The organism is Aquisalinus flavus (assembly GCF_014640095.1).
Taxonomy (GTDB): Bacteria; Pseudomonadota; Alphaproteobacteria; order Caulobacterales; family Parvularculaceae; genus Aquisalinus; species Aquisalinus flavus.
This window is the reverse complement of record NZ_BMGH01000001.1, coordinates 2,651,749-2,675,461: the sequence shown is the minus strand read 5'-3', so window position 1 is coordinate 2,675,461 and position 23,713 is coordinate 2,651,749. Positions and strand designations below refer to the sequence as shown.

18 protein-coding genes and 1 tRNA gene are annotated in these 23,713 nt (G+C 61.2%); 18 read left to right on the top strand and 1 reads right to left on the bottom strand.

Annotated features, from left to right (window positions below):
* Positions 1-6: 6 nt before the first annotated feature.
* The 4 genes from IEV88_RS12160 to IEV88_RS12145 all read left to right on the top strand — a co-directional run bounded on the left by IEV88_RS12160 (position 7) and on the right by IEV88_RS12145 (position 3,731).
* On the top strand, positions 7-429 hold the full coding sequence (locus tag IEV88_RS12160) for an acyl-CoA thioesterase (RefSeq protein WP_188158189.1): 423 nt from the start codon (positions 7-9) through the stop codon (positions 427-429).
* Positions 430-431: 2 nt separating this feature from the next.
* Entirely contained in the window at positions 432-2,834 is a 2,403-nt protein-coding gene (pheT, locus tag IEV88_RS12155; RefSeq protein ID WP_188158190.1) for a phenylalanine--tRNA ligase subunit beta, read from the top strand.
* A 6-nt stretch (positions 2,835-2,840) separates the two neighbouring features.
* A complete protein-coding gene (locus IEV88_RS12150; RefSeq protein WP_188158191.1) occupies positions 2,841-3,524 on the top strand; it encodes a GNAT family N-acetyltransferase in 684 nt (227 codons plus the stop codon).
* Between the two features lie 131 nt (positions 3,525-3,655).
* Positions 3,656-3,731 (top strand) — tRNA-Thr (locus IEV88_RS12145).
* A 162-nt stretch (positions 3,732-3,893) separates the two neighbouring features.
* On the opposite strand, the gene IEV88_RS12140 is transcribed toward IEV88_RS12145, so the two are convergent.
* Positions 3,894-6,269 (bottom strand): serine/threonine-protein kinase, encoded by a 2,376-nt coding sequence (locus tag IEV88_RS12140; RefSeq protein WP_206711177.1) that lies wholly within the window; start codon positions 6,267-6,269, stop codon positions 3,894-3,896.
* Between the two features lie 153 nt (positions 6,270-6,422).
* Here IEV88_RS12140 and IEV88_RS15285 point away from each other — a divergent pair, with 153 nt between their 5' ends.
* The 14 genes from IEV88_RS15285 (at position 6,423) to IEV88_RS12070 (ending at position 23,706) form a co-directional block, all read left to right on the top strand.
* Positions 6,423-6,989, top strand: coding sequence for an ECF-type sigma factor (locus IEV88_RS15285; protein ID WP_229731467.1), 567 nt, complete (start codon positions 6,423-6,425; stop codon positions 6,987-6,989).
* A 304-nt stretch (positions 6,990-7,293) separates the two neighbouring features.
* A complete protein-coding gene (locus tag IEV88_RS12130; protein ID WP_188481225.1) occupies positions 7,294-8,124 on the top strand; it encodes a hypothetical protein in 831 nt (276 codons plus the stop codon).
* 2 nt (positions 8,125-8,126) lie between these two features.
* Positions 8,127-11,687, top strand: coding sequence for a hypothetical protein (locus IEV88_RS12125; protein WP_188158195.1), 3,561 nt, complete (start codon positions 8,127-8,129; stop codon positions 11,685-11,687).
* Positions 11,684-12,637: a TonB-dependent receptor gene (locus tag IEV88_RS12120; RefSeq protein ID WP_188158196.1), complete on the top strand. Its 954-nt coding sequence runs from the start codon at positions 11,684-11,686 to the stop codon at positions 12,635-12,637. The genes IEV88_RS12125 and IEV88_RS12120 overlap by 4 nt, the downstream gene beginning before the upstream one ends.
* Positions 12,638-12,757: 120 nt before the next feature.
* Complete coding sequence (locus tag IEV88_RS12115; protein ID WP_188158197.1) at positions 12,758-13,012, top strand: XrtV sorting system accessory protein; 255 nt, start codon at positions 12,758-12,760, stop codon at positions 13,010-13,012.
* Positions 13,013-13,133: 121 nt separating this feature from the next.
* The gene (locus tag IEV88_RS12110) at positions 13,134-14,651 is read left to right on the top strand and encodes a mechanosensitive ion channel family protein (RefSeq protein WP_206711179.1); all 1,518 of its coding nucleotides are present in this window, start codon (positions 13,134-13,136) and stop codon (positions 14,649-14,651) included.
* Between the two features lie 113 nt (positions 14,652-14,764).
* On the top strand, positions 14,765-15,283 hold the full coding sequence (locus tag IEV88_RS12105; RefSeq protein WP_188158198.1) for a CC0125/CC1285 family lipoprotein: 519 nt from the start codon (positions 14,765-14,767) through the stop codon (positions 15,281-15,283).
* A 96-nt stretch (positions 15,284-15,379) separates the two neighbouring features.
* A complete protein-coding gene (locus IEV88_RS12100; protein ID WP_188158199.1) occupies positions 15,380-17,500 on the top strand; it encodes a prolyl oligopeptidase family serine peptidase in 2,121 nt (706 codons plus the stop codon).
* A 101-nt stretch (positions 17,501-17,601) separates the two neighbouring features.
* Entirely contained in the window at positions 17,602-18,930 is a 1,329-nt protein-coding gene (locus IEV88_RS12095; protein ID WP_188158200.1) for a dicarboxylate/amino acid:cation symporter, read from the top strand.
* Complete coding sequence (locus IEV88_RS12090) at positions 18,927-19,424, top strand: asparaginase (RefSeq protein WP_188158201.1); 498 nt, start codon at positions 18,927-18,929, stop codon at positions 19,422-19,424. Before IEV88_RS12095 ends, IEV88_RS12090 begins: the two co-directional genes overlap by 4 nt.
* Positions 19,425-19,650: 226 nt before the next feature.
* Positions 19,651-21,003 (top strand): TadE/TadG family type IV pilus assembly protein, encoded by a 1,353-nt coding sequence (locus tag IEV88_RS12085; RefSeq protein ID WP_188158202.1) that lies wholly within the window; start codon positions 19,651-19,653, stop codon positions 21,001-21,003.
* An 11-nt stretch (positions 21,004-21,014) separates the two neighbouring features.
* Positions 21,015-21,596, top strand: coding sequence for a TadE/TadG family type IV pilus assembly protein (locus IEV88_RS12080; RefSeq protein WP_188158203.1), 582 nt, complete (start codon positions 21,015-21,017; stop codon positions 21,594-21,596).
* 13 nt (positions 21,597-21,609) lie between these two features.
* Positions 21,610-22,512: a TadE/TadG family type IV pilus assembly protein gene (locus IEV88_RS12075; protein WP_188158204.1), complete on the top strand. Its 903-nt coding sequence runs from the start codon at positions 21,610-21,612 to the stop codon at positions 22,510-22,512.
* A gap of 174 nt (positions 22,513-22,686) precedes the next feature.
* The gene (locus IEV88_RS12070) at positions 22,687-23,706 is read left to right on the top strand and encodes a glucokinase (protein WP_188158205.1); all 1,020 of its coding nucleotides are present in this window, start codon (positions 22,687-22,689) and stop codon (positions 23,704-23,706) included.
* Positions 23,707-23,713: the final 7 nt, after the last annotated feature.

Below are 23,713 nucleotides of genomic sequence, written 5' to 3'. Positions count from 1 at the left end.
CCTCAAATGACTGACGACCAGAAGGAACCCCAGGGCAAGCTCTCTATCCGCACGCTGACCATGCCGGCGGATACCAATCCGGCGGGGGATATCTTTGGCGGCTGGGTGATGAGCCAGATGGATATTGCCGGCTCGCTGCACGCGGTCGAGCATGTGCGCTCGCGCGTCGTCACCGTGGCGGTGGATTCCATGACCTTCGTCAAGCCGGTCAAGGTTGGCGATGTCGTGTGCTGTTATACCGAGATCGTCCGTGTCGGCCGCACCTCCATCACCGTCAATGTCGAGGCGTGGGCGCTGCGCAATGCGCTCGGCACCCGCGAGAAGGTGACCGAGGCCCGCTTCATCTATGTCAAGCTCGGCGAGGATGGCCGTCCCGCCGAGATCCAGAACACCGACATCAAACCCGATACCGACCATAAAGAAGACTAGTCATGAAATTCACCCTCAGCTGGCTGAAAAAACATCTGGATACGGACGCAACCCTCGAAGAGATCGTCGAGGCGATGGTGCGCGTTGGGTTGGAAGTCGAAGAGGTCGATGATCCCGCCGCGCGGCTGAAGGATTTCACAATCGGCCATGTCATCGACGCCCGGCCGCACCCGGACGCCGACAAGCTGCGCGTCTGCCGGGTGGCGACGAAAGACGGCGAGCAGCAGATCGTCTGCGGTGCCCCGAACGCCCGCACCGGCATCAAGGTCGCCTATGCGCCGGTCGGCGCTTATGTGCCCGGCATCGACGCCACCCTGGGCAAGGCCAAGATCCGCGGCGTTGAGTCCAACGGCATGATGTGCTCGGCCCGCGAACTGGAAATGGGCGACGACCATGACGGCATCATCGAGGCACCGGAAAGCGCCGAGATCGGCCAGCCGGTCGCCGAGGTCATGGGCGTCAACGACCCGGTCATCGATTTCGAAGTCACGCCGAACCGTCCGGACACGAATGGCGTTGCCGGTGTTGCCCGCGACCTCGCCGCCGCTGGTCTCGGCACGCTGATCACCAAACCCTATGGTGAACCGCAAGGCGATGGCTATGACAGCCCGGTCTCGGTCGAACTGGACTTCGCGCCGGGTACGGAGAATGCCTGCCCTGTCTTCGCCGGTGTCTATGTCCGCGGTGTCAAGAACGGCCAGAGCCCGAAATGGCTCCGCGACCAGCTGCGCGCCATCGGCCTGCGCCCCATCAACGCGCTGGCCGACATCACCAATTATGTCTCCTATGACCGTGCCCGCCCTTTGCACGTCTACGATGCGGCGAAGATCCGCCCGGTGATCCGTGCCCGCCTCGGCAAGGAGGGCGAGACCCTCGAAGCGCTTGACGGCAAGACCTATAAAATCGACGCGACCATGACTGTCATCGCCGATGACACCCGCGTCCTCGGTCTCGGCGGCATCATGGGCGGGGAGTATTCCGGCGTCGAGGCGGACACGACGGACGTGTTCATCGAGAGCGCGTATTTCGATCCTGTACGGACGGCCAGGACCGGCCGCAAGACAGGGATCGTGTCGGATGCCCGTTACCGCAATGAGCGCGGGATCGACCCTGCCTCCTGCGTCGCAGGGCTGGCGCAGGCTGTGGAAATGGTCCGCGAGCTCTGCGGCGGCGCGGTCAGCAATGTTGTGCTGGCCGGTGCCGTGCCGGATGTGAGCAAGACCGTCGCCTTCCCGCCGGCAGAGGTCAAGCGTCTGACCGGCATTGATCTTGATGCGGCGGAGATGGAGCGCATCCTGACTGCCCTCGGCTTCGGCGTCGCGCCGGGAGATGCATGGTCCGTCAGTGTCCCGAGCTTCCGTCCGGATATCGAGGGCAAGGCCGATCTCGTCGAGGAAATCGCGCGCATCGTCGGTCTCGATCAGGTGCCGTCGACGCCGCTGCCGCGCCTGGCGGTGGTCGAGGCGCCGAAATATTCAAGGGCCCAGGACCGTGTCCGCCTCGCCAAGCGCGCTCTGGCTTCGCGCGGCTATCTGGAGAGCATTACCTGGTCGTTCTGCGACGCGCCCGAGGCGGCGCTGTTTTCGGGCAGACAGAGTAATCCGGATCTGGTGCTCGCCAACCCGATTTCGTCCGACCTCGGTCATATGCGCCCGTCGATCCTGCCGAACCTGATCTCTGCCCTGCGCCGCAATGCCGATCGCGGGCGTGATGACCTCGCCCTGTTTGAGGTCGGCCCGGTCTATGCGGGCGACGGCCCGACGGATCAGGCGACCCTCGCCACCGGCGTGCGCCTGTCCAGTCCCGTCCGTCACTGGCAGGGTGCTCAGCGTGCTGACGTCTTCACCGCGAAGGCCGATGCCATCGCCGCGCTCGAAGCCGCCGGCGCGCCGGTCGCCAATCTCATGGTCATGGCAAATGCGCCGGACTGGTATCATCCGGGCCGCTCGGGCGTGTTGTCCCTCGGCCCGAAAAACGTGCTCGCCGAGTTCGGGGAGATTCACCCCCGCGTCCTCAAGGCGATGGATATCGACGGCCCGGTCTACGGCTTCGAGGTTCGGCTCGACAATATCCCGCTGCCCAAGGGCAAGGGCGGCAAGACGAAACCGGCGCTCGATGCGTCCTCCTTGCAGGCGGTCTCGCGCGACTTCGCCTTCATCGTTCCGACGGCCATGCCGGCAGAGGATTTGATGAAGGCCGTGCGCGGCGCGGACAAGAAGCTGATCGCCGCAGCCTCCCTGTTCGACGTGTATGAAGGGCCGGGTGTCGGCGAGGGGGAAAAGTCGCTCGCCATCGAGGTCACCCTGCAGCCGAGGGATCGTACCCTGACGGACGAGGAAATAGACGCCGTCGCCGCCCGCATCATCGCCCAGGCCGAAAAGGCCGGCGCGACCCTGCGCGGTTAGGCCCCCATGGCGCGCGACCTGTCGCAGTGGACGCCGTGCCCGGTGCCGGGCGAAGCGGTGCTGACAGGATATGGCGTGCGGCTCGAACCATTCGCGGCAGACCGCCATATCGAGCCGCTGTTCGCGACCCTGTGCGGGCCGGGCAATGAAAGCCTGTGGGACTGGATCCTGCACGGGCCGTTCACGACACAGGGCGCCTTGCGCGATTTCTTCCTGACCCGGAATGCGTCGGGCGAATGGCGCACCATGGTCATCGTCGATGAGGCGTCCGGCGCCTGTCTAGGCACGGCCAGCTATATGCGCCTGCGGCCGGACCAGGGCTCGGCGGAAATCGGCGCCGTCCTCTACGGGCAGGCGCTGCAAAGGACGCGGGCAGGCACCGCGGCCTTCCATCTCATGGCCACCCACCTGTTCGACGATCTCGGCTATCGCCGGTTCGAATGGAAGTGCAACGCCCAGAACGCGGCGTCTGGCCGCGCCGCGCTGCGCTATGGCTTTTCCCGGGAGGGCCGGTTCCGCAACGACTATGTCTGGCGAGGGCGCAACCGCGACACGGACTGGTATTCCATCATAGACTGCGAGTGGCCGGGGGTGAAGGCGGCACTGGACGCGTGGCTCGACGCGGCCAATTTCGGCGAGACCGGTGAGCAACACGAAAGCCTGTCGGCGATCAGGGATCGGCTCGGCTGACCACGGTCATTTCCGGCTCGCGCCATCTATCTTTCCGGGTTGCGGCTTGTTCGTTTTCCGGCTTGCGCCGCGGCTTGTGAAATTGTATGCAACCGGCTCCGGACGGGCCATGTTCTGGCCGCTCGTGAAGGGCCGCTTTAGCTCAGTTGGTAGAGCACATCATTCGTAATGATGGGGTCAGGTGTTCGAGTCACCTAAGCGGCACCATTCGTAGCTGGTCTGCCGAAGGCAGATTGAAAGCTACAGTGTAGCTTTCAAAAGCGGAGAATTCTGCGGCAGCAGCCAGACCGGTCGGCCGCAGGCCGATCAAACGATCCGGTGAATCGTTTGAAGAATTGAAATACGCCGGCACGCGCCAACCACACCCTGCTATCCCGCGCAATGCTGTTCCAGCAGCGCGGTCAGCTCTTCCATGCGGTCGCCTTCATCATAGTCGGTCAGCGTGCCCTGGTCCTGCAATGCCCGCATGATCGCCATGGCCTCGCGCAAATAGCTGCATTGCAGGTCAGCCTTGCCGATCTGGCCATAGACGATGCCTGCATCCTTATAGGTCAGCGCCAGGTCGCGGCGATGGTTCAGCACATCCGGATAACGCCCGGCGACGGCGCTACGGGTGGCGATGGCGCGCTCGATCGTGTCTTCGGCCTCGTCATCCCCGCCCGTCGCGGCAAGCGACTTGGCCAGCTGTTCGAGCTGGGACGCGAGATAATGGTCGCCATTGGCATCTTCGGGGTCGAGCGCCTTGATCTGTTCGGCGACCGCGACCGCCCGGCGGGCCGCCTCGATGCTCCGGTCGTTGTTTCCCGACAGGCGCGCCGACGGGGCGATGAGGCCGTTCAGGCGCATGACCTGCACGAGATAATAATAATTGTCCGGCGCCTCAGCCAGCGTCCTGTCCTGAATCGCGAGCGCATCTTCCAGCGGCGGCACCGCTTCTTCATAGCGCTGCAGCTCATACAGGGTCTCACCCTCGAGGCTGGCGAAATAGGCGACTTTCCGGTCATAGCCATTCAGGGATTCGGCATTGCCGGGGGCTGCCAGCTCGGCCCGGTAGCGCCGCACCTCTTCGAGGGCCGTCGCCTGATCGTTGGCGTAGCCGAGGATCTTCAGCCGGTCGCTGCGCACGTTCCAGAAGCGGTTCGCCAGCGGCGTGTCGGTTGCTCCAGGCAGGGTCAGGCCGCGTGTCACCAGCACCCGCGCCTTGTCATTGGCACGGCGGGCGGCATCGACATCGAGATTGTAGATCAGTTCCTGATTGGTCATCAGCCGCAATGTCCAGACCAGTTCGTCGATGGTCTTGACATTGTCAGGATCGCGCTCGAGCAGCCGGTCGAGGACGGCCTCCGCATCGCGCAGCAGCGAATAGGAGGTCTCCGCGTCGCCGAGATTGGCGATGCCGATGCCGCCATACAGATCGGACAGGCGGTTATAGTGCACGGCGACGTCCATCAGGATGTCGTCGGGGGCATACCGGTCCGCGGCCAGTTCATCGACATAGGCCTTGAGCACATCCGCCATCCTGGCGCGCACCTCCAGCGACCCGCCGAGCAGGGCGACGTCGTCATAGATCTCGAACACCATGGTGCGGGCGAGATCGCGCGACTGCTCGAAGCGCGCATTCGCGCTGTCGAGGGCGCTTTCGGCGCGCAGATACTGGGCCAGAGTCAGCCCGAACGCACCGATCAGCGCGGCCAGGGCCGTCGTGCCGAGGAGCACGCCGGCCTTATGGCGCGTGACATATTTCGACAGGCGATAGCCGCTCGTCGCCGGCCGGGCGCTGACCGTATGGCCGCTCTTCATGCGGTTTATGTCGTCGATCAGCGCATCGACGGTGGCATAGCGCCTCGCCGGGTCCTGGGCAGCGGCCTTGCCGATGATCGCCTGCAGGTCCGGCCCGCGCATCGTTGCCGGCACGATCGCCTCCAGCAGGCGCCCGAGAGAGAAGATGTCGCTCAGCGTATTGGCGATGGCGCCCCGGCGTCGTTCCGGCGCGGCGAACCCGGGGGTGAAGCTGAGGCTCGGGATCGAGGCTTCGAGATGCTCTTCTTCTTCGCCGGTAAACGGCTTGGCGATCCCGAAATCGATCAGACGGACCGCGCCCTCCCGCGTCACCAGCATGTTCGACGGGGTGATGTCGCGGTGAATGATAAGGTTGCGGTGGGCATGGGCGACGGCGCTGCAGCCATCGAGAAACAGGGCCAGCCGCTGGTCGCGCGGCAGCTCCTCCTCCTCGCACCACAGGGTGATCGGCACGCCGTCAATATATTCCATGATGATATAGGGGGCCCCGTCCGGCGTGGTGCCGCCGTCATAGAGCCGAGCAATATTCGGGTGAGACAACCGTGCCAGGGTCTGTCGCTCGCGGGCAAATCGCTCGACAAGCTCGTCCGACAGCACTTTGGGCTTGATCACCTTGATCGCGACATCATGCTCGAAATCGCCGCTCATGCGCTGGCCGCGGAAGACCGTGCCCATGCCGCCCTGGCCGATAATCCCGGTGATGCGATAGGCGCCGATCGTCTCCGGCATCGGCGTGTCATCATCGCCATCGGCCGCCGCCCCGCCCGTGCCCAGCACCGGCCGGTCGCTTTCATAGGACAGCAGGGACAGGGCCCGGTCGCGCATGGCGATGTCATCGCCCGCCTGCAGGACGATCCATTCGGCCCTTTCCTCGGCGGGAATGTCGAGGGAGTCCTCGAACAGTTTCAGCGCGCGTGCCTCACGGTCATTATCGGTCGATGCCATCCAGTCCCCCTCAGACGCCCGTCACCCGGTTTTTCAGTATCCGCCTATAATGGCGCAAAAAGCCAGCTAAACAGGTCATCCTGTTATAGTATCCAGCCCTTTTTCCATTGGACAGAAGCCGCTCTCTCTTCCACACTGTATACTCTGCTGGGGGTGCGCATCGAGACCGATTTTGAAACACGCGATTTGTTCGACTCCTGGCGGGCCGGAAGCGACACCGCCCGGGACGCCCTTTTTGCGCGTTTTTACAACGACTTGCGGCGCGTATCCGCGGCCCTGCTGCGGCGCGAGGGGCGGGTTTCGCTGTCGACCGGCGACCTCGTGAACGAGGTTGTCATGCGCCTGATCCAGCTCAACCAGATCGACATGCGCGACAAGGCGCATTTCATGGCGCTCTCGGCAAAGATGATGCGCCGGGTGCTGATCGACCATGTCCGCAAGAAACAGGCAGGCAAGCGCCACCACCACCAGGTCACCCTGATTACCAACCACGGCGCCCATGGCGATGCCGTCGACCTGTTGCGGCTGGAAGAAGCCTTGCGCCGACTTCAGGCGATCGACCCCAAGCGGGCGGAGATCGTTGAGCTGCGCTATTTCGGCGGGCTGTCGGTGGAAGAGGTTGCCGAGGTCACCGGCCTGTCCGCTTCTTCGGTCAAGCGCAGCTGGCAGGCGAGCCGTGTGTGGCTGATGCAGGCCATCGGCGATGGCATGGCAAGCTGAACGGTCCAAAACCGCCTGAATCCGCGACCTGAGTCCTCCTGTGTGAAAAAAATTAAAAAAGTTTGAACCGTTTGGTCCGGCTTTCGCGCTTTCCCTAGCAGACGCCAATCTTTGCAAGGGGGAGAGAGCTGTGCGACGCCATCGGATATTCGGACGAAGACGCATTTTCGGACCGCAGAGGAGCCAGCGACGGGGCAGGTCAACCTATTGTGCCATCGGCGCGCTCGCTGCGGCAGTGATCGGGTTGGTCCCGGCGACGGCAGACTCCCAGCCAGCTTTCGAGCCAGCTTCCCCGCCAGTCTCGGTGATCAGCGCGACAAGCCTGAAAAGCGGTCAGGCCGTCCAGCCTGACATGCTTGAGACCGGCGACCAGGCCGTGATCGAAAATGCCAGCGGCGCGGTTCCCTTTGCCGGTTATGAAGTCACCCTCGACAATGTCAGTGGCGCGATGGGCTTCTCCAGCGCTGCCGGCTATGTCGTCGTCGCCAGCGGGTCGGCGGCAGCGGCTGGCGAGACAGCCCGCGCCGGCGAGATCCTCATCCTGATGCCGCGCGGGGAGGGCACCTCGGCCCAGCTCTATGATGCCGGCCGCTATGCCGGGTCATGGGATGCCGCCGCTGCCGAGGCGCACCCATCTGTGTATCGCCAGCTCAACGCCGTCGCCGGCCGCCAGAAATGGAAGCTGTTCCTCGGCCGCCTCGCGCCGACCTCCTTCAACATCGCCGCGCCGGGGTCTGCTGACGCGGAGATGGCAAGACGGTCGATCGTGGGCGAAGATGCGGTCCGGCAGATAAGGTTCTCTGCACAGCAGGATAGTTCAGGGTCCGCCAGGGCTGTGGTCGAAGCTTTCGCAGGAGCGCTGTCGTCGGGCGATATCGGCACTGTTGCGGCGCTGATGGATCCGGCTCCCTTCGGTGCGCAGGATCTGCGCCATGGCGGCAATGGGGCCCGCTATCTTCTGGCTGAACGGATCATCGGGCAGCGCGATTGGTCAGACCTGCTCCCGGCGCAGGCAGAGCTTGTCGACGATACGCTTTGGACGGTCCCGACCGGAAATGGCTCCGCGTACATCAATCTGCGCCGAACGACAGACATTTCGTTCGTGCAGTCCATCGACTTTCAGGCAGGGGAATAATCATGATCGACAAGCACACACTCTTCCGTAACCTTTTAAAGTCTGGTGTCGCTATGGCGGGCCTGACCGCTGTGGGCGTTCCGGCGCTTGCCGCCGAGGCGGATATTGATGCGTCAGCAGCGATAGCCGCATCTGTCCAGACCCCAGCGGCCAATGCCGGGATCGAGGAGCGCCAGCAATATGTGCTGCGCCTCATGGCGCAGGTCTATAACGGCAAGCACGACTATTCCCATACGCAATTGCTGGGGGTCGGCCGCATCCGCAAGGACCAGCAGAGCTATACCATGTTCGATTATGGTGATGGTGCTGTCGTGATCGACAAGGCGGACCGTCTGGCGGCGGGCAAGTTCCTGAACGTGTCTGCTACGGAGAAAGCCATCCTCTACGATTACGACACAAAGACGGTGAGCGGCGATGATGAGATCGCCAGCTTCCATAACACCTACGTGCGTCCGTGGATGGATCGGGCACCAGCCTTGGGCGTAGATACTGACTGGTCGCAGCAGCTCCCTGTCTCGGCACTGGGTGTCGAGGGGCTTGGCGAGGGCCAGGTGACCATTGAGATGAGCCGCGAATACTTCACCCATGACGGCATGCCGATGGTGCTGATCCACTATGCAGTCCCGGCTTTCTCTTATGACATTGGCAGCGGGCGGACTGTTATCCATTGGGCCCAGGGCATATCGATGACCGATCCGGGCTTCGGCATGATCTATCTTAACTCCATGCTGCACAGGGCGGTCGCCACGCAAGACGGCATCGGAGGCCAGCCCTATCGTTATGGCCGCGTCATGGTTGCCGCGAATGAAGACGGCTCGGCCATGGTCGACTATCGCGATGTGCCGCAATTGGCACCCTATCTTGATTCATTTTTCAGCCCGGAAGCGATGCGGGTTGTGCCGGCGGGTACGCCGGACGAAACCCCGGACGAGCGCCCGCTCCTGTTAGCGCAGCGGCTGGACACGATGGCGCTCAGCCTTGCCGAGAACAGCGCCAACGAGGCGCCGCTCACCACGGCGGCGCAGACATCGGGCAGTCGCGGACAGGAGGTGACCAATACCCAGCAAATCGACAATACGATGGGCACGGCCGCTCAGGTCAATGCGACATTCGGCAATATATGGAACTGGGCCCGCAGCGCCGAGGGCGCGCCAGCATTTGACTGGAAGAGCATGCCGGTCGGCGGTCAGGTCGAGGAGAAGGTCGTTATCGGTATCGCCAGGGATTGGGACGGATTCGCCGATACGGCAGACATGCTCGCCAGCAACTTCAAGAATGCCCAGAACGAATATGATCTTGCCAAGGAGGCAATTGCCAAAATCCCGACGAAAACCGTGCCCGGCGAAGAACTGGTGGAGTTGAAGGCAATCGCCGCAAATCTGGAAAAGGAGCGCAAGGCTGCCTTTCAGACCTTCATGAGCATTTCGAAAGAGCCACCGAGCCCGACGAAAGTCGCGCGGCTGAAGGAGGCGCAGATGGCGATGACGCGCAAGGCCGGCGAAGCAAGGGCAATGTCGAAAAAGGTCACCGAAGCTATCGGGGACCCGTTCTGGTATGATGTCGTTCCCGGCGATACGCCGCCCGTTCTGGAAACGCGCCTGCAGTCCGCCGCCACTGAAATGGCAGACCTTACACAGCAGATGGCGAAGCACGAACAGGCTGGAGCACGATGGTTGTCGTTCGTCGAAGAGATGCCGCCTAGCACGCTCGAGAAGGTCAAGCGGAACATGGGCAAGGGATTCCAGCAGCTCGGCAATGCCTTCAATATTTACACGATAGGCAAGTCTGCCGCCAATGCCGGAAAGAACCAGACGAATAATCCGGCCCATGGCGATATCGCCCTCACGCGCACCTATGGGTCGACGCTCGATAACCTTTCCGGCGGGACGACCGTGGGCGGCGTGTTCGATCTCAATCTCGGCTTCGACCTGATCGGCCTCGCCACGAAGGACCCGCTGACAGCCGCCGCCGTTACGGCCAGTTCGGTAACGGACATCTATTACTCGGCCCGCGGCTACAAGGCGGTCCTTGCCGAGCAGGCAAAGGCCGCTGGCGTTGCGAGGGACCTCGCCCGCAAGGAAAAGGAGCGCTACATTTTCGAGTCCAACAAGGCATGGCTCGAGTTCGAACTCGAGATGGCCGCGCTGGGCATCGATATCTATATGCTGGATGCCTATGCCGACGAAGCGGACGCCAATCTGGAAGAGATGATGAAGGAGCGTGGCCTCGATCCTCATGAGGCGAATAATCCCGACTGGACCGATCCCCGCATCGACCCCGCGACCGGCCTGCCAACCCCGGGATACTGGGCCTATCTCAAAGAGAACTACCCGGGCACTCTCGCCTCATACGGAATCGACCCTGAAGCGCCGGTCGGCGGCTGGCCAGGCGGGATCGGGCCGGAGCATCGTCCGAAGGATGGCAAGGTCACCAAGGAAGAGGCCGAGAAGATCAAGCAGCGGTTCGAAGACGAGTTCGATCCGAAATATCCGACGCGCGATCCCAACCTTGACCGCAAACCGAAAAACCAGGACCCGAAGCAGCCAACTGAACCCGAGCTGACAGATGAGGAGCGCCGGGAGCTGGAGCTTGAGGAAAGGCGCCGCAAGGCACAGGAAGAGCTCGATGCCTATCAGAAGGAAAAGATCGAACGCGAAAAGCGCGAGCGGGAGGAGGACCGAAAGGACCGCACCTATGACATGCGAGTCAGCGATCTTGAAATCTCCGAGCTGATTGTGACGACTTTCGACCTCGAGCCCGTAGAATTTGAGGGTCCGGAGTTCGAGATGCCCGAATTCGATCCGCCCGAGTTCGTGCCGCCTGGATTCGATGCGCCCGATGCCTCCAAATTCCCGCCGACCGACCCGGACGATACGGATGGTTATCCGGGCACCGGCGAGTATCCGGCCTTTGGCTATGAGAATATGTCGGGCATCGTGCCGACGAGCCTGGAGCCGTGGGCGGAATGGCTGGCGACCCAGGATGTGAAGATGCTGGAGCGTCTCGCGCTGCAGGCCGGCTATCCCAATCTCGCCTCGGCCCTCGCCGATGCGCAGAACCTGATCCGCTATGCCAGTGACCAGGGTTTCCGTCAGTGGGCCAACCAGGCGCCGAGCTGCGGCGGGATTGTCGGCTGCGGGCCGCAATATCTTGAACGCTGGGCGATGAAGAAGTCGCAGGTGGCGCTGGGCGATATTCTGGCCGATAGCCGCGATATCTTCTCCACCGCCGGTCTTTCCGATATCAAGATGAGCGGCTTCCTGCTCAGCTATATCATGCGCGATTATGCCTTGGAGGATGGCGACATCGTCGACGTTGTCATTACCCAGTTCGGGCGCAAGATCTTCGAGACGCGGATCAGCCTGCTCAACGCCGGCACCGACTTCAACATCAATCTCAACCCCGGCGTCGCCGCGATCGAGATCACCGCCGTCAACGAGGGCTCTGCCCCGCCGAACACAGCGGCAATCATCATCGACAATGTTACCGAAGGCGAGAGCGAGCAGACCTACAGCCTGCGCACCGGCGAAACGGCGACCCTGCGCGTGGAGCCGGGCCAATGATCTCCCTGCGCAAGCTGACGGCTGCCTGTCTCGCGGCCACGGGCACCCTTGCCGGCGTTATGCTCGGCACGGCAAGCGCCCAGACCATTGGCGACCTTGAGTCCGCTGTGACCCAGGGCGCCCAGTTCGAAGAGGCCCAGCGCCAGGCGGAGCAGTTCCGCCGCCCGAGCGACGAGGAAGCCATGCTCGAGGGCGAGCCGGGTGTCTTCATCCTGCGGGTCAACGAGATCTTCCATGTCGGGGCCGCTGCAGGTCTTGGCTATTCGACCAATCCCGGACGCACCCTCGACGTCAATGCCGAGGAAAGCGGTTTCTCCAACTTCGCCCTGTCTGCCGGGATCAATACGCTCATCGGCGGCCATGTCGATGCCGGGGTCAATCTCGTCGTCTCAGGCACGGATTATTTCGAGACCAACGAGATCGACAACAAGAACGCCATCGTCTCGACCTATGTCGGCACCTCGGTGCTGAATGACCGGGTCTATGTCACTGCAGGCGCCAATTACGGCACCTCCGGCGACGGCAATTTCAGCGATACCACCGATTTCTCTGGCGTGTCCGCCAGTGCGTCGACCGTGTTTCAGGTCCGCCAGAAAGTGCTGGTGCAGCCAACCCTCACTGTCTCGCGCCAACTGTCGCAGAACGAGGCCCAGGAGAACACAGCCGTCACCGCCGCCGTGCGCGCCATCTGGGCGCCGACGGAAAACTGGCGCGTCGCGGCTGACGTGGCCTATACCGACCGGTCTTACGACAATTTCTACGAGGATGTGACCTTCGTCGAGCGTGAAGACGAGGTCTGGTCTGCGGGCGTGGCGGTGACGCGGTCCATCGCGCCCGACCTGCAGGTCACGGCCTCGATCGGCTATACCGAGCAGGCAAGCGCCTTCTTCCTGTCGGAATATGATGCCGTCGATGGCGGGCTGAACCTGCGCCTGTCGAAGCGGTTCTGATCGGGCGCGGACGGCGCCTGGATGACATTTCCGGAGCTTGGGTAAAATTTTACCCGCTCTATCAAGCCTATCGTAAAGCCCGCATCCCATCCTGCCTCTGGAAAGAGGGAGAATTTTCTCATGGGTGCTTACTTCAATTTCTTCGCCATCGTCCTGTTCGTGGCCACGGCGGCTGTATATGTCTGGCGGTCGCGCACCGAGCGCCCGCGGATCATGCCCTATTTGGTAACGGTCGGCGGGACGCTGATCGCGATGATCGCCGGCAATAATGGCGCATTTTATTCTGCGATCGTCATTTTCGCCGCGGCCGGCTTTCTGCTGGTTCATCAGGCAAGCCAGCCTTTCGATGAACAGGCTGACGACCACAACGCATGATCTGGCGCAGTGCTGCGTTCCGTTGCGTGCGTATAAATTGCCTGCCCGCGTGACCTCCTCTATGTCTTGACTTCCTTCATGACAGGGGCACCCGGCGTGTCCGGCAGGAAAGACAGGACGCATGCAGGCAGAAACAAGCGATCAGCTGGCCGGGCAGGATGAAGCCGACCGGGCTCCCGCCCAATCAGAGGCCAACTCAGGGGACGAGGCGGAGGACGACGGCGCGACCGTGAACGCGGATGGCGAGACGCCCGAGCAGGAGGCGGCCGACATCCAGGCCGACCTGCAGCAAGCAGCGCCAGAGGGGTCGGCGCTGGAAGAACTGCTCGGCACTGACGAGCTTCAGACCGTCCTGACCGAAATCGTCACCTGGGCGCGTGAAGAACTGCTCACCTGGAACGTGCTGCTGCAGTTCGGCCTGCTCATGGGCGCCCTCGTGCCGGCCGTCATTTTCGGGCCCCGGCTGAAGACCTTCATCAGCGACCAGCTGACCAAGCGGGCCCCCTACGGCGTGCTCAAGCGTCTCGCCAATGCGCTGGCGACCATCGCCACCCCCATTGCCCTGTGGGTCTGGGTCTCGATCTTTATCATTGTTCTCGGCGCGCTCGGCCAGTCGACCGGCTTGCTCGAGGCCGGCCGTTCGCTGCTGTCGGCGTGGATCGTGGTGCGCCTCGTCACGCTCGTCATCCAGTCGCCGTTCTGGTCGAAAGTCGCCTTTTACACGATCTGGCCGATCATGGTGCTCGATGCCGTCGGCGTGCTCGATGACGTCGTCGACCAGCTGCAGCAGACCGATATCCCGGCCCTGAACCTGACCCTGTTCGCGGTGGTCCGGGCGATCATCGTCTTCGGCCTGTTCTTCTGGCTCGCCAACCTCGTCGGCGGTTTCATCACCAGCCGGATCAACAAGGTCGAGGAGTTGAACCCCTCGCTGAAGGCGCTGTTTGCCAAGATCCTGAATCTCATCCTGCCGGTCGTCGCCCTGCTTCTGGCTCTTGCCACTGTCAATTTCGACTTTGCGACGCTGGCGTTCTTCGGGGGTGCGGTCGGTATCGGCGTCGGTCTCGGCCTGCAGCGGGTCATTTCCAACTTCGCCGCCGGGGTCACGCTTCTCGCCGACAAGTCGATCAAGCCGGGCGATACGATCGAGGTCGGCGATACATTTGGCTGGATCACCAAGATGAACACGCGATATGTCGCAGTGCGCACGCGTGACGGCACCGAGCACCTGATCCCGAACGATGTCTTCATCAATGAAGGGGTGATCAACTGGAGCCATGACGACCGTGTCGTGCGCCTCCATACGCCGTTCGGCACCAGCTATGATTTCAAGGATGTCCGATTCATCCAGAAAATGGCCGAGGAGGCGGCGCTGACCGTGCCGCGTGTCCTTTCGACACCGAAACCACGCTGCAACCTGATCGAGTTCGGGGATTCATCGGTGAATTTCGATCTGCGTTTCTGGATCAACGATCCGCCCAATGGCGTGACCAATGTGACCTCCGACGTCATGATGGTTATCTGGGAGCGGCTGCACGAGAACAATATCGAGATACCCTTCCCGCAACGTGATTTGCATATCAAGTCCGGCAGGCTAGACTTGCCGGCAATAAAGGACGCGACTGACGAAACCGGGTGATGCAGCCTCCTGTTCGGGGGATGCTCCTCACGTAAAGTTAACGCAGCAGCGGCGGCCGCAAGGTTACAATGCAACATGATGACCGCAGACCATCGCGGTCGAAAGGACCAGAAATGAAAAAGACACTCTCCACCCTCCTCGCTCTCGGCAGCCTTGCCGTCCTCGGCGCCTGCGCCTCCTCGACACCCTATGGGCCGACGGCAGAGGGCAATGGCTATGGCTTCTCCGAGCAGCAGATCGAAAGCAACCGCTATCGCGTGACCTTCCGCGGCAATTCGCTGACCTCGCGCGAGCAGGTCGAGAATTACCTGCTCTATCGTGCGGCGGAGCTGACCCTGATGAATGGCTATGACTATTTCACCATGGTCAAGGACGACACCGAGAAATCGACCAGCTACCGCTCCATCGGCGGGCCCGACTACGCCTATTATGGCCGTGGCCGCCCGTTCCCCTATTACGGCTACGGCTTTGGCTGGGGTCCGAGCGATTTCGACGTACGCGAGACCACCCGCTACAGCGCCATTGCCTACATCCTGCTGGGCAAGGGAACGAAGCCGAACGATCCGGCCTCTTATAATGCAGCGGAAGTTCAGCAGAATCTGCGCCCGACAGTGGTTCTGCAGCCGCGCTAACGGCGCAAGGCCGCTCACTCCTTCGTGACGGGTAAAGTCATTTGCCCGTCAAGAAGGAGCGATCAGGTGACCGCTGACCTCTCAGAAGGGAATCTTATGAAAAACTCTCAAGTCCTGCTCGCCTCGGCAGCAGTCCTCTTCGCCGCGACGATCACGCCCGGCCTCCTCTCATCCGCCTCAGCCCAGGAAGAAAGTGAAACCGCCATGAGCGACGACCCCTATCTGTGGCTGGAGGAAATCGAGGGCGAGAAGGCCCTGGACTGGGTCGAGGCGCAAAACGCCCGCTCCCTCGCCATTCTCGAAGGCGATGAGCGCTTCGAGCCGATGAAGGCAGAGGCGCTGGCGATCCTCAATTCCGATGAGCGCATCCAGACCGCAGCCCTGCGCGGCGACCATGCCTATAATTTCTGGCAGGACGACGCCAACAAGCGCGGCCTGTGGCGGCGCATGCCGGCGGCGGACTATCTCGCCGGCAGCCGCGACTGGGACGTGATCCTCGACATCGACGCGCTGGCCGAGGAAGAAGGCGAGAACTGGGTCTATAGCGGCACGGACTGTCTGGCGCCCGATTACGAGCGCTGCATCATCACCCTGTCGCGCGGCGGCTCGGATGCAGCGGTGCGCCGCGAATTCGATATCGCGGCGAAGTCCTTCGTCGAGGACGGCTTCATGCTGGAAGAGGCCAAGGCCTCGACCGCCTGGATCGACCGGGACACGATGCTGTCGGGCATGGATCTCGGTGAAGGCACGATGACGGAATCCGGCTATGCTCGCACCGTGCGCCTGTGGAAACGCGGCGAGGCGATCGCCGACGCCCCGGTAATCTTCGAGGGCGAGACGAGCGATGTCGGCGTCTTCCCGTGGACCGATCATGCCGGCGACAAGATTTGGGCCGGCATCGTCCGCGCGGTGACCTTCTACGAGAGCGAATATTACCTGATGGATGATGATGGTGCGCTGGTTCAGCTGCCATTGCCGCCGAAAGCCTCGATGGTTGGCGTGACCGGCGGCCAGTTCATCATTTCGCTGAAGCAGGACTGGGACCATCAGGGCGCGACATATCCCACAGGCGCGCTCGTCGCCATGGACCCGGAAACCTATGAAGTCACCAGCCTGTTCGAGCCGACGGAGCGCCAGGCCCTCGACGGCATCTCCGCCGCCGATGGCGTCGTCTATGCCGAGCTGCTCGACAACATCAAGGGCAAGGTGCTGAAATTCACGCCGGGCACGGATGGCTGGGTGCAGGAGACGATCGCCCTGCCACAGACGGGCGTCGTGTCCGTTGCCTCGGTCAATGAGAGCAAGGGCGACCTGCTGGTCTATTTCGAAAGCCCGCTGACGCCGGAAACGCTTTATCACGTCGCTGCCGACAGCCTCGACCCGGAGACGCTGGCATCGAGCCCGGCCTTCTTCAATGCCGAAGGCATGGTGACGCGCCAGTATGAAGCGACGAGTACGGACGGAGCGAAAATCCCCTATTTCGTCACGGCGAAGGAAAGCGTCCTTGAAAACGGCCCGGCGCCGACGGTGCAATATGGCTATGGCGGTTTTCAGGTCTCGATCCTGCCGACCTATTCCGGAGTGACCGGCAAGCTGTGGCTGGAGCGCGACGGCGTCTATGTCATCGCCAATATCCGCGGCGGTGGCGAGTTCGGGCCGAAATGGCACCAGGCCGGCCTGAAGGGCAACCGCCAGATCATCTATGATGATTTCTTTGCCGTGTCCGAAGATCTCGCCGCGCGCGGCATCAGCGCGCCGGACCATCTCGGTATTCTCGGCGGCTCCAATGGCGGCCTGTTGACGGGCGTATCCATGGTGCAACGGCCGGACCTATACAACGCCATCGGCATCGGCGTGCCGCTGCTGGATATGCTGCGCTACGACAAGCTGCTAGCCGGCGCGAGCTGGGTCGGCGAGTATGGCGACCCCGATATCGCCGAGGAGCGGCCGTTCCTCGAACAGATCTCGCCCTATCAGAACCTTGCAACGGACGCGGACTATCCCGTCCCGTTCATCTTCACCTCGACCAAGGACGACCGCGTCCATCCGGGTCATGCCCGCAAGTTCGGTGCCCGGCTTGAGGAATATGGACATCCGTTCCTGTATTTCGAGAATACGGAGGGGGGGCATTCGGCCAGCGCCAATCGCGAGCAGTCGGCGCGGCGCTATGCCTTGCAATATGTCTACTTCCTCCGCCAGCTGAAAGACGCGGAATAATTTGCCCTCACAGGTCCCGGCAGGCATAGTGCTCGCCGGGACTTTTTCTTTCTGCATGGCGTGTCGGGCGTGCATGCATCAGCGCGACAAGGGGAACACGCATGGCATTGGGCGCCGCAACTTTCTGGATCATCACCCTTGCGGTCTTCGCCGTTCTCTTCCTGCTTGGCCGCGTGGCCAAATGGCCATTGTGGTTGCGGGTAATCCTCGCGCTCATTGCCGGCGGGGCCTGCGGCTATTTCTTCCCGGAATCTGCGCCGGCGATCCAGCCCATCGGCCAGGCCTTCGTCAATCTGATCCGCATGCTCGTCGTGCCGTTGATCTTCACGACACTGGTCGCGGGGGTGATCTCCATGGGCGACCCGAAACGGCTCGGCTCGCTTGGGCTGAAGACGCTCTCTTTTTATATCTGCACGACCGTCTTCGCCGTCACGATCGGCATCCTCTTCGGCATCCTGCTGCAGCCCGGTGTCGGCGTCGATTACGGCCAGGCCAGCACCTCTGCCGTCGATACCCTGACCAGCCGGATCGAGGGTGGGGCGCCATCGCTCGTTGACCGCCTGCTGGCAATCATCCCGACCAATCCCGTCGCCGCCATGGTGAGCGCCGATGTGCTCGGCATCATCTTCTTCGCCATCCTGTTCGGCGTCGGCATTCTCATGGCCGGCGAACAGGGCAAGCGGGTCGGCGAGGTCATGGAATCCGCCGCCGACGCGATCCTGAAAATGACCGTCTTCATCATGGAGCTGGCGCCCTATGGCGTCTTCGCCCTCATGGCCTGGGTGCTCGGCGAACAGGGCCTCGGCGTCCTCGTCAATCTCGGCAAGCTGGCGATCGCTCTTTACGCGGCCTGTCTCGTCCAGATCGTCTTCGTCTATGGCGGCATCATCCGCATCCTGCTCGGCCTGCCTTTCGTGCGCTTCATCAGTGGCATTCTCGACGCGATGGCGACGGCCTATTCCACCGCGTCCTCGTCGGCGACGCTGCCCGTCACCATCTCCAATGTCAGCAACAATCTCGGTGTGAAGAAATCCGTCGCCGGCTCGGTTCTGCCGCTCGGCGCGACCATCAACATGGATGGTACCTCGATCTATCTCGGCCTCGTCGCGCTGTTCGCGGCGCAGGCGCTGGGTATCGAGCTTGAGCTCATCGACTATGTGATGATCGCCCTGACCGCAACCATGGCATCGATCGGCGCAGCCGGCATTCCGTCGGCCTCTCTCTTCCTCGCGATTACCGTGCTGACGGTCTTCAACGTGCCCGAGGAACAGGCAATTCTGGTCATCGCCTTCATCTTTCCCTTCGACCGCCTGCTCGACATGATGCGGACCTTGACCAATGTAACCGGCGATGCCGCTGTCGCGACCGTCGTTGCAAAATGGGAAGACGCGCTCGATGAGGACGTGTTCCGCGGAAAGACGAAACAATGAAGCCTGTGCGCATTCTCGTGACCGGTGGCACCATTGACAAGGTGCACGATCCTTATACGGAGGCGCTTGCCTTTGCCGCAGACGGGTCGACCCAGATCCCTGAAATTCTTCATTACGGCCGCTGCCACTTTCCGGTCACCCAGGTCGCGATGATGCTCGACAGCCTCAACATGACCGATGACCACCGGGAAATGCTGGCGCAGACGATACGCGCAGCCACGGAGGACGCCCTTGTTGTCACCCATGGCACAAGCACGATGGGTGACACCGCCCGCTATCTCGACACGGCGCTGAAGGGCCAGCCAAAGACGGTCGTTCTCACCGGCGCGATGCGCCCGTTTTCGCTGTTCCATTCCGACGGGCCGTTCAATCTCGGCGGGGCGATCATTGCCGCACAATGCCTGCCGGCCGGTGTTCACGGCGTAATGAACGGACGCGTCTTTGTCGCCGGAAACCTCAAAAAGAACACCGATCTGGGCCGGTTCGACGTATAGAAAACCGTGCCAGCTCAAATCCTTCGCATCGGGATAATAAATTTTTCAATTTTATCAATGATGCTGACGGAAGCTGAAACAAGGCGTTCGCGCCGGTATTTACCACTCGTAAACCATCTGTACACAAATATTCCTCGATAATGCCGCGTTAACCGGATTTATCAACGCGCCATTAACGCACATTCCCTAAAATTCAACTCAAATGAAGTTCTATGGGGTGTGCCCGATGGGTGTTCTGACAAACCTGAAAGCATTCGGCGGCAACCAGCGCGGCAATGTCGCGATGATGACGGCGCTTGTCGCGGTTCCGCTTCTGGGGCTGCTCGGCGGTGCCGTTGATATCGTGCGCATGAACCAGATGCGCTCTGAAATCCAGGGCGTGGTCGATGCCGGCGTTCTTGCGATCTCCGAGATCAACAACAATAACGACCCGAAAAAAACCGTGGAACAGTTCATCAAGGCCGGCCTGCGCCAGAGCAAGCTCGACCCGTCCGCCATCAAGCTCGATGTCAAGGTCGCCGAGGTGTTGAACGGCAAGACGGTCGACGTTACGGCAAACTACGAGATGCAGACTTTCTTCCTTGGCATGTTCGGCATGAACAAGATGGATATCAGGATCGCCTCATCCGGTACGCAGACCTATTCCGATATCGAGATCGCCCTTGTTCTTGATATATCCGGTTCGATGAATGGTACCAAGTTCACCAACATGCAGGACGCGGCCGAAGACTTCATCGACGCGGTTCTGACCGACAAAATGAAAAACCAGACGACGATCAGCATCATCCCGTTTTCCTCGAATGTGAACGTTGGCGACGATTTCAAGAGTTTCGCCAGGACTGCCGATATCGATACAAATCACGACACGAATTTTTCGGACGGCCACATCTGGGATGGCTGTGTCGAGTGGGACGTCGGCATGTTTGACGACAACAAGCCAGCGGCCAATTCACTCGACGTGATGCCTCGATTCAAGGATGATCCGGATGCGTCCTTGCGCCATTGTCCGGAAAGCAACAATGAAGCGCTTTACCTGTCGAATAACAGCAGCGATCTCAAGGACAAGATTGACGACCTGACGATTTCAAGGAATACCAGTCTTGATGTCGGGGCCCTGGTGGGTCTGAAAGCCCTCGCGCCCGACATGAAGGGTCATATCAGCGGTGATCAGCAGGCGAAGCATCCGGCCGCCTATAATAGCGGCGTGATGAAAGCCCTGATTATCATGACCGATGGCGAGGCCACCGACCACATGCGACCGAACGATGGTTGCGATGTGCTTGGGTACTGGGCGTGGAGCAACTATCAGAAAAAGTGGGTCTGGCAGAACTGCGGCTATCAGAAGTACAGCAACGCGCAGAACCGCACAAACTTCACCCAGGTCTGTAACGAGGCCAAGGCCAATGGCGTCATGGTCTACACGATCGGGTTCCAGATCGCCAAGGGTGGCAACTCTGACATCATCCTGCGCGACTGCGCATCGAATACCTCGCAGTACTACTATATCGAGGATACCGACATCAGTAGCGCCTTCAAATCCATCGCCGCCAGTATCAATGGCGTCCGGCTGACCTTGTGAGGAATTCAAGGATGTCTTTCAGGCACAAGAGATTTTCTGCACTGTTTGGAAACTACAGGCTTTTCGCCAGCAACCGGCGCGGGTCTGCCGTCATCGAGTTTGCCATCCTGTCGCCGCTGTTCTTTGCGATCCTCTTCTCGGGGTTCGAGGCGGGCATGATGTATCTCAAGATCGGCATGGTCGATCACGGGGTGTCGGAAATCTCGCGCCAGATCTATACCGGCAAGGCCAAGGGCAAGAGTGCCGAGGACGTCATTGATATTTTCTGCGATTCTGTTCATACGGTCATCGGCTGTGATGGCAATGTGACCCTCGAGATCCGTAAATTGTCCGGCTACGCCAGTTTCGATCCCGGCGCTGCGACATGCGTGAATACCGGCGAGACACTGGCAGACGACGACAAGCCGACTTTCGCATCCACAGCCGGCGGTGACATTGTTTACATCCGCGTCTGCGTGAATACGAGCCTGCTCGTGCCGGGCCTAAAGAACCTGACTTTCTATCTCGTCAATGCCGGGTTGCAACTGCCAGAGTCAGCACCCGGAAAATACGAGCTGACGGCTTCTACCGTTATTCGCAATGAGCCATTCTAAAGGGGGGTGGACCATGAGAGAGACGTTCAACAGACTTAACCGGTTTTCGGGCGACGCCCGGGGAATCGCGGCGATGGAGTTCGCCATCATCCTGCCATTTATGGTGCTGCTCATCTTCGGGTCCGCCAGTGTCTTTGATTATGTGAAGGCCAAGAGCGATGCCCAGCGGGCGACCGACATCATGGCTGACCTCGTCACCCGTTCCATGGAGATGGATGATGACGAGTTCAACACGATCATCGACGCTGCCGAACTCGTGCTTGCCCGCTATGGCAGCGACATGACGATCAGGGGCCGTGTCACGGCGTATCGCCTTGTCGACGAAGGCAATAAATGGGAAGTGGACTGGAGCAAGTCCCATGATCTGCCGAACATCAAAAAAGGTGACAAGATCAGCAAGGGGAACTATCCGACCAATCATGCCAAGGATATGGTCATCAGTGTAGAAACTTCGATTCTATACGACAACAACCGCTATTTCGTCGACATGGCGCCGTTGACCTTCAAAAAGGAAATCGTCCGCCTGCCGCGCTATGCCAGCAAGATCGAATATAGCGATGATATCGATTATGCAGGTGCCTCCGATGCTACCGATGCCGGCGACGGCGGCGGCGACAGCGAGGCCCCGGAGGGCGAAGGCGAGGAAGACGGCGATAACGGGCATGGCAGTGATGCCGACGGCAATGATGACGGCAACTCTGGCAATGGCAACGGAAATGGCAACGGCAATGGCAACGGTAACGGCAACGGAAACGGCAACGGTAACGGCGGCGGGAACGGCAATGGCGGCGGCAATGGCAACGGCAACGGTAACGGCGGCGGTAACGGCGGCGGGAACGGCAATGGCGGAGGTAATGGCGGAGGTAACGGTGGCGGCAGCTGTGGTTTCTTCGCTTGGCTGTTCGGTCTTTGCTGATCGGATTGTCTGACGACCGGACATTTCTGGGCAGCCACAGCTTTTGAGAGAGGGAAATATTAAATTTCCCTCTTTTACGTTTACGTTAATGACTCCCTAGAAATTACCCTGCATCCTTGCGCGATAAACAACGCCCGGACAAACACGGGCGAGACAAGAATCAGGGAGGCATGCTTGAGCGACAAGCCGGAATTCGACGCTCTCGTCGTCGAGATCACGCGCGGCGTAACCCGCTTCGCGATGGGGATCGGCATGGATGAGGCGGGCAACAAGCCCGTCCTTGGCCATTATCTCAAGATTCAGACCAGTGATTTCGATAACATTATCTGCCTATTGCGCCATTACATCGACCAGCATGGCGGGATGGGCGCGATGCCGTCGGTTCTGGCGCTGTCCCATGCCGGACCGCGGATCGGCGATAGGATCATCATTCCGGGCAGCGATTTGACCTTCACGCTTGACGAGATCCGGGACGCCTTTGCCTTCACTCGAATTGTTAACGCTAACGATTGCGTCGCCATGGGCTCGGCCCTGCCATGGCTTGACCCGAAGGACGTCGCCAGCATCGCCGGCCAGGAACAGCCGGTCTATGCCCATCGCAAGGGGCGCTACGGCCTGACCGTGCCGACCTATGGTCTCGGTGTTGCCAGCGTCATTCATACCGGCAAGACCGTGCAGGTGATCGATTCCGAGGGCGGCCACGCCAATTTCGCCCCATGCGACAGGTGGCAGGCGGATTTCATGATGCATTATCTGGACCGCGGCGTCCGGCTCACCTTCGACGATGTCGTCAGCTATCCCGGGCTGGAAACCCTCTATAGCTATATTGCGGCGAAGGCCGGTAGCAAGACCGTCGACCTGCGTGCCCAGGAAATCCTGCTCTACGCCCGCAACGAGGCCGATCCGCACTGCCTCGAGGCGATCCACTGTTTCGCCAATGCGCTGGGCGCCATGGCCGGCGATGTCGCGCTGATGCTGGGGGCGATCGACGGGATGTTCCTCGTCAGCCCGTTCGTCAACGAGGTCATGGATATTGGCGACGATATCGCGGCGATCATCCGCCGCCGGTTCGAGGACAAGGTCAATTTCGAGCTCTACATGCAGCGTATCCCGCTCTACACGATCACCCATCGGCGGGTGTCCATGATCGGCGTCCTGCGCATTGCCTGCGAGCATATCGAACTGGCCGAATAGGGCATGT